The 6,377-nt window shown below is 68.1% G+C and carries 7 protein-coding genes; 4 read left to right on the plus strand and 3 right to left on the minus strand.

Translation table 11 applies throughout. From position 1 onward, the window contains the following. Positions 1–191 precede the first annotated feature (191 nt). Entirely contained in the window at positions 192–962 is a 771-nt protein-coding gene (locus ABZV91_RS31855; protein ID WP_355249434.1) for a biotin--[acetyl-CoA-carboxylase] ligase, read from the minus strand. A gap of 91 nt (positions 963–1,053) precedes the next feature. Beyond that, complete coding sequence (locus ABZV91_RS31860) at positions 1,054–1,236, minus strand: hypothetical protein (protein ID WP_355249428.1); 183 nt, start codon at positions 1,234–1,236, stop codon at positions 1,054–1,056. Between the two features lie 284 nt (positions 1,237–1,520). Here ABZV91_RS31860 and ABZV91_RS31865 point away from each other — a divergent pair, with 284 nt between their 5' ends. The 3 genes from ABZV91_RS31865 (at position 1,521) to ABZV91_RS31875 (ending at position 4,272) form a co-directional block, all read left to right on the plus strand. Continuing rightward, complete coding sequence (locus ABZV91_RS31865; protein ID WP_355249429.1) at positions 1,521–3,161, plus strand: acyl-CoA carboxylase subunit beta; 1,641 nt, start codon at positions 1,521–1,523, stop codon at positions 3,159–3,161. Positions 3,162–3,281: 120 nt separating this feature from the next. Next, on the plus strand, positions 3,282–3,608 hold the full coding sequence (locus ABZV91_RS31870; RefSeq protein WP_355249430.1) for an acyl-CoA carboxylase subunit epsilon: 327 nt from the start codon (positions 3,282–3,284) through the stop codon (positions 3,606–3,608). A gap of 25 nt (positions 3,609–3,633) precedes the next feature. After that, the gene (locus tag ABZV91_RS31875) at positions 3,634–4,272 is read left to right on the plus strand and encodes a nucleoside triphosphate pyrophosphatase (protein WP_355249431.1); all 639 of its coding nucleotides are present in this window, start codon (positions 3,634–3,636) and stop codon (positions 4,270–4,272) included. Here the strand turns inward: ABZV91_RS31875 and ABZV91_RS31880 are convergent. Next, positions 4,201–5,178 carry a transcriptional regulator gene (locus ABZV91_RS31880; protein WP_355249432.1) on the minus strand — a complete coding sequence of 326 codons (978 nt, stop codon included), beginning with the start codon at positions 5,176–5,178 and terminating at the stop codon, positions 4,201–4,203. The genes ABZV91_RS31875 and ABZV91_RS31880 overlap by 72 nt on opposite strands. Positions 5,179–5,344: 166 nt before the next feature. On the opposite strand from ABZV91_RS31880, the gene ABZV91_RS31885 reads away from it, so the two are divergent. Further along, positions 5,345–6,202 carry a sulfurtransferase gene (locus ABZV91_RS31885; protein WP_355249433.1) on the plus strand — a complete coding sequence of 286 codons (858 nt, stop codon included), beginning with the start codon at positions 5,345–5,347 and terminating at the stop codon, positions 6,200–6,202. The last annotated feature ends 175 nt before the right edge of the window (positions 6,203–6,377 follow it).

A 6,377-nucleotide genomic window follows, 5' to 3' on the forward strand; every position in this document is an offset into this window, starting at 1 on the left:
GCTGCGACGTCCTCTACGCCATGCTCGGCAACAAACAGCCCTACCGGTCACCAGCAACCTCAGCGGCTTGACGAACACCATAGGGACACCCCCCCACCGTGACAAGCAGACTCCACTTCCCCAGAGCGACCAACTCCGCCTCGTCGCCCCGGACCCCCCGACCCAGGAACCCGGCCTCCCCGCCGGAACTCTCAGTCCCCCGGCCGCAGGTGTGTCACATCCCCCGCCGCCACCGCCCGGTCCTCGATCAGCAACCGCCCCGCCGAATCGATATCGCGAGCGATCCCCGTCAGCACCCCGCCCCCCGGCAGTTCCGCCCGGACCCGCGATCCCAGCGTCGCGCACCGTTCCCGATAGGCGTCGGCGAGCGCCTCCGCGGCCCATCCGGATTCCTGCCACCGGGTGTAGCGGCGGGCGAACTGGGTCAGGAAGGACAGCACCAGGCGGGTGCGGTCGGTATCGGCGGCGCCGCTGAGAACCAGCGAGGTGGCGTGCGGCACGGGGAGTTCGTCAGCGGTGAGGCTCACGTTCATGCCGATACCCACCACGATCGCCGGGCGCGGGCCCGCGGCGGCGACTTCGGCCAGGATGCCGGCGATCTTGCGGCCCTCGATCAGTACATCGTTGGGCCATTTCAGGGCGGCGGGCACCCGGGCGGTGGTCGTGAGCGCGTCGACCGCGGCGATTCCGGTGAGCAGCGGCAACCAGCCGAGAGCTTCGGGGTCCAGGCCCTCGGGCCGGACGAGCAGGGACAGGGCGATCTGCGCGCGCGGTGGACTGGCCCAGGCGCGGGCGAGGCGGCCGCGGCCGCTCTCCTGCGCTTCCGCGACCAGTACGACCCGGTCGATATCCGGGTCCGCGGCGCGTGCGATCAGGTCCGCGTTGGTGGATCCGGTCGATTCGATCACGTCGATTCCGGTGAAGAACGCCAGTTCCGGGGTTCCGGTCAGCGTTCGCCGCAACTGTTCGACGTCCAACGGTGGCCTCTGCACCAGGGCAGGGTACTGGCCGGGGCCGGTGGTCACCGCACGGCGGGTGCGGTGACCACCGGGTCTAGCCGGCGAGGTCGTAGCCGATGGGCCGGGACGCCGCGGACATCGCCTCGTTCTCCACGGCGTCGGTCTCTTCGGATTCGCTCTCGGCGACTGTTTCGGTGATGGTGGGTTCCGGCTCGGTCACCCGGGTGAACGCCAAGGCCTCCGGGAATCGGCCGTCTCGAGTTGTCCAGTGCCACATAGCGGGCCACCTCCCCTCTGTGTTCCAAAAGTGGCCTGCCACAAGGGTATTGTCCGGCACCGTAGAGCGAAAGCGAATTAATCGCGGGCCGCGCGCTAACGAACCGGAGGGGCTGGTCTTGTGACGGATCACCGTCGCGTGTCGTGTGGACGTTTGCCGCGATTCGCGGTACACATATGAACCGGTGACGACTTGTCCACCTGGGGTTTTCTCGACCGGGTTCTACTCACCAGTAGCAGGATCTGGGTTAACAGCGCGGTGCGGCTCTGGTTACACTCCGAGCCATGACGAGTGTCCAGCAGCAGCCCACGCCGGATTCGGCAGGTGCGCCCGATATCCACACCACCGCCGGCAAACTGGCTGACCTGCGGAATCGGCTGGAAGAAGCCCAGCATCCGATGGGTGAGGCCGCGATCGACAAGGTGCACGCCAAGGGCAAGATGACCGCGCGGGAGCGCATCCTCGCCCTGCTCGACGAGGGTTCCTTCGTCGAACTCGATGCCCTCGCCCGGCACCGCAGCGTGAACTTCGGTCTCGACAAGCAGCGCCCGCTGGGCGACGGCGTGGTGACCGGCTACGGCACCATCGACGGCCGCGAGGTGTGCATCTTCAGCCAGGACGTCACCGTGTTCGGCGGCAGCCTCGGCGAGGTGTACGGCGAGAAGATCGTCAAGGTGATGGACCTGGCCCTCAAGACCGGCCGGCCGCTGATCGGTATCAACGAGGGCGCCGGCGCGCGTATCCAGGAGGGCGTGGTCTCGCTCGGCCTCTACGGCGAGATCTTCCACCGCAATATCCAGGCCTCCGGCGTCATCCCGCAGATCTCGCTGATCATGGGCGCCGCCGCGGGCGGGCACGTGTACTCCCCCGCGCTCACCGACTTCGTGGTGATGGTCGACCAGACCAGCCAGATGTTCATCACCGGGCCGGACGTCATCAAGACCGTCACCGGCGAAGAGGTCACCATGGAGGAGCTGGGCGGCGCCCACACCCACATGGTGAAGTCGGGTTCCGCGCACTATGTGGCCTCCGGTGAACAGGACGCCCTCGACTACGTCAAGGACCTGCTGTCCTACCTGCCGAGCAACAACCGCGCCGAGACGCCGCGCTTCCCGGCCTCGGACCCGATCCCCGGCGCGATCGAGGAATCGCTCACCGAGGAGGATCTCGAACTCGACACGCTGATCCCGGATTCGCCGAACCAGCCCTATGACATGCACGAGGTCATCCGCCGGCTGCTCGACGACGACGAATTCCTGGAGATCCAGGCCGAGCGGGCCATGAACATCATCGTGGGCTTCGGCCGGGTCGACGGCCGCAGCGTCGGCATCGTCGCCAACCAGCCCACACAGTTCGCCGGCTGCCTCGATATCGATGCGTCGGAGAAGGCCGCGCGGTTCGTCCGCACCTGCGACGCGTTCAATGTCCCGATCATCACCCTGGTGGATGTGCCCGGCTTCCTGCCCGGCACCGACCAGGAGTACAACGGCATCATCCGGCGCGGCGCCAAGCTGCTCTACGCCTACGGTGAGGCCACTGTGGGCAAAATCACGATCATCACCCGCAAGGCCTACGGTGGCGCCTACGACGTCATGGGTTCCAAGCATATGGGCGCCGATGTGAACCTGGCCTGGCCCACCGCCCAGATCGCCGTCATGGGCGCCTCCGGCGCGGTCGGATTCGTGTACCGCAAGAAGCTGGCCGATGCCGCCCGCGACGGGTCCGACGTGGACAAACTGCGCCTGGAACTGCAGAACGAGTACGAGGACACCTTGGTCAATCCGTACGTCGCCGCCGAACGCGGCTACGTGGACGCGGTGATCCCTCCGTCGCATACTCGCGGCCAGATCGTCTCCGCGCTGCGGCTGCTGGAGCGGAAGATGGTGACCATGCCTCCGAAGAAACACGGCAACATCCCGCTGTGATCCGGCGATACGCTCTGTAGGCCGCACACTGATTTCGGGTATGCGATCGGTGAGAGAAGATCGACCGGGTTCCGCTGAACCGCGCGAGCCCGCTCGGGGCAAGAGAGAGGATCTGGCACTGTGACGATTGTGGCAGAAGAAGAAGTATTGGCCGCAGCGGAACTGGACCTCGCCACCAGGGATGTGCCGGCCGATACCGCGACCGAAGCCGCCGCGGGCACTGCCGCCGCGACGAACGGGGAGAAGCCGTTCCTCGTGATCGAGAAGGGTGCGCCGACCGACGCGGAGATCGCCGCGCTGGTGTGTGTGTTCACCGCTGCCGCCGGGGGCTCGGCGCCCGCCGAGTCCGGCCCGCAGGATCTGTGGGGCAAGCCGACGATGATGCACCGCGGCAACTCCCCGTTCTCGCCGTACTCCTACCCGCAGCTGTCGCATCTGCGGTTCTGACACCGACCTCAGGAGAATTTCAGACGTGACCCGGCTGGTCCTCGCGTCCGCGTCACCCGCCCGCCGGTCGGTATTGCGCGCCGCGGGCATCGAACCCCTCGTCCGAGTGTCGGATGTGGACGAGGACGCCGTAGCGGCGGCCCTTCCGGCCGGTACCGGCCCCCGGGAAGTGGTCGTCGAACTGGCCCGGGCGAAAGCCCGGGCCGTCGCGTCCACCCTGGCCGATGAGGCGCCGGATCCCGATCTGGTCGTCGTCGGCTGCGATTCCATGCTGCTGATCGACGGTGAACTCCAGGGCAAACCCCATACGCCGGAGGTGGCCCTGGCCCGCTGGCAGGCCATGGCCGGGCATTTCGCGGACCTGGTCACCGGGCACTGCGTATTGCGCGTGCGCGACGGCGTCGTCACCACCGAGGCGGTCGACTGCAGCGCGACCACCGTGCACTTCGGTAAACCCGACCCCGCCGAACTGGACGCCTATATCGCCACCGGTGAGCCGCTGCAGGTGGCGGGCGCGTTCACCCTCGACGGACTGGGGGGCTGGTTCGTCGACCGGATCGACGGCGACCCCTCCAGCGTCGTCGGGATCGGATTACCACTGCTGCGCCGACTGCTCCAGGAAGTGGGGGTTGGCGTCGCCCAACTGTGGGCCGACCGCGCCTGAGGGCGAAGCGCCGCGGAACACCCGACCGCCCTGCTGCCCCGCCGACGGTCCGAGCGGCCCGGTAGCGGGCGGAAACGGGTCCGAGTCCAGGGAAGCGGACGCGGGCGGCAACTGGCTGCCCGGCGGCACCGTCTGGCCCGATACCCGCGACAACCGCGCCGCCTGCCCGGCGGCCGCATCGATATGCCCGTGCTGCGAGCGGCGCGCGGCGGTCACCGCGGCGTCCGCCGCTTCCGCGGCCGGGGCCTGCGCCGGTGGCGGACCCACTCGCCGCAGTCGCACCTCGCACATCTCCTCGGTCACGAACGGCACGAGTTCGGCCTCGACCACGCCCTGGGCCCCGGAACGCTCCAGCAGCGCCGCCAGCAGCCCACGATGCACCCCGCACACCACTTCGGTATGGGTACGCGCCAGATCGCGCAGCGGGCACGCCGTCAACCGGACCACCGCGCTCTGATCGGGATCACGGGCGGCGTTCTCCCGCCCGTCCCGTTCCGGGGCGAAACCCAGCTCCGACATCAGCGAGACGACGCGATCCTTGGCATCGCGTACCGACTCGACCGGTTCACCGGCGGTGTCGAGTTTGGCTCCCCAGGCCTGTCCGGCCGCCCGGCCGGCGGCCGCCTGCTGCTCCGGATCGGGTCCCAGCTGGTCGGCCAGCACCTGGGCCAGGTCCTGATAGCCGATGGTCCGCTGGACCGCCCGGTACCCGATCCGCGGCCGGCCCCGGCCGCGGGGCGGCTGCTGGAACTGCCGGACCAGCGACTCCCGGGTGAGGATGTCGAGATGGAACCGCACCGTGGTGACATGCTGGCCGGTGATCTGCGCGAGCTGCTGCGCGTCCAAGGGTTCGCTCGCGCCGCGGAGGATCGCGAGCAGGCGCCGCCGCGGCCAAGAATCAGACATGCTCACCCCTCCTTCCGGGAGACTTTATCGGAGACATGTGCGATCAAATCGCCCATTGCACCGACTCTGTGCTCATCAACAGATTCACGTCAAGCCACACTTACTATCCACAGTGCGGCTCGAACCTGTCGTCAGCACTGCCCGCCTCCTGTGAAGGAACCCGAACGTGCCCGTCGCCCCGGACCCATATCCCGCCTTCGCTTCCTATGCGCACCCACACCGTCTGGTAACCACGGAATGGCTGTCGGCAAACCTCGGCACGTCCGGTTTGAAGATCATCGAATGTAATGCCGACGTCCTCCTCTACGGCATAGGCCATGTTCCCGGGGCCAGCAAGCTCGACTGGCGCAGCGACCTCGACGACCCGGTGACCCGTGACTATATCGATGGCGAGCGGTTCACCGAACTCATGCGCTCCCAGGGCGTCGAACACGACGACACCGTCGTGCTGTACGGCAACGACGGTAACTCGCACGCCGCCCACGCGCTGTGGCTTTTCACCATGTTCGGCCACCGGGACGTCCGGCTACTGGACGGCGGCCGCGACGCCTGGGTCGGCGAGGGTCGGGACATGGTCGTCGAAACCCCCGAACCGTCCCGCAGCCGGTATCCGCAGGTCGAGCGGGACGATACGTCGATCCGCGCTTTCCGCGAGGATGTCCTCGAGCACCTGGGCGAACCGCTGGTCGACGTGCGCTCCCCACACGAGTACGCGGGCGACCCCGGCGAGGGCGGACCCCGCACCGCCCTGCGCGGCGGCCACATCCCCACCGCGGTCAACATCCCCTGGACCAGCGCCCTCACCCCCGGCTCCCGCTTCCGCGGCCGCGCCGAACTGGACGAGATCTACGGCACCATCGAGCCGGGCCCGGTCACCGTCTACAGCGGCGTCGGCGAACGCTCCAGCCACACCTGGTTCGTCCTGAAGTACCTACTGGGCCGCGAGATGGTACGCAACTACGACGGCTCCTGGACCGAATGGGGGAACTCGGTCCGCATGCCCATAGCCACCGGCGGGGTGTGACCGAAGACCCCCGAAAACCCCCGAAGACTTGCCCCCTCCAAAGCAGGTCCACATATCAACCCGCAACATCCACGCCGACGCACCCCCCGCGTCGAGTTTTACGAGACACCTCCAAGGGTTGAGGCCCGTCTCGCCGTTTCGGCCTCGAAAGCGCCGCGCGAAGCGCAAGTCTCGA

It is taken from the genome of Nocardia sp. NPDC004568, assembly GCF_040609955.1.
Lineage (GTDB): Bacteria > Actinomycetota > Actinomycetes > Mycobacteriales > Mycobacteriaceae > Nocardia.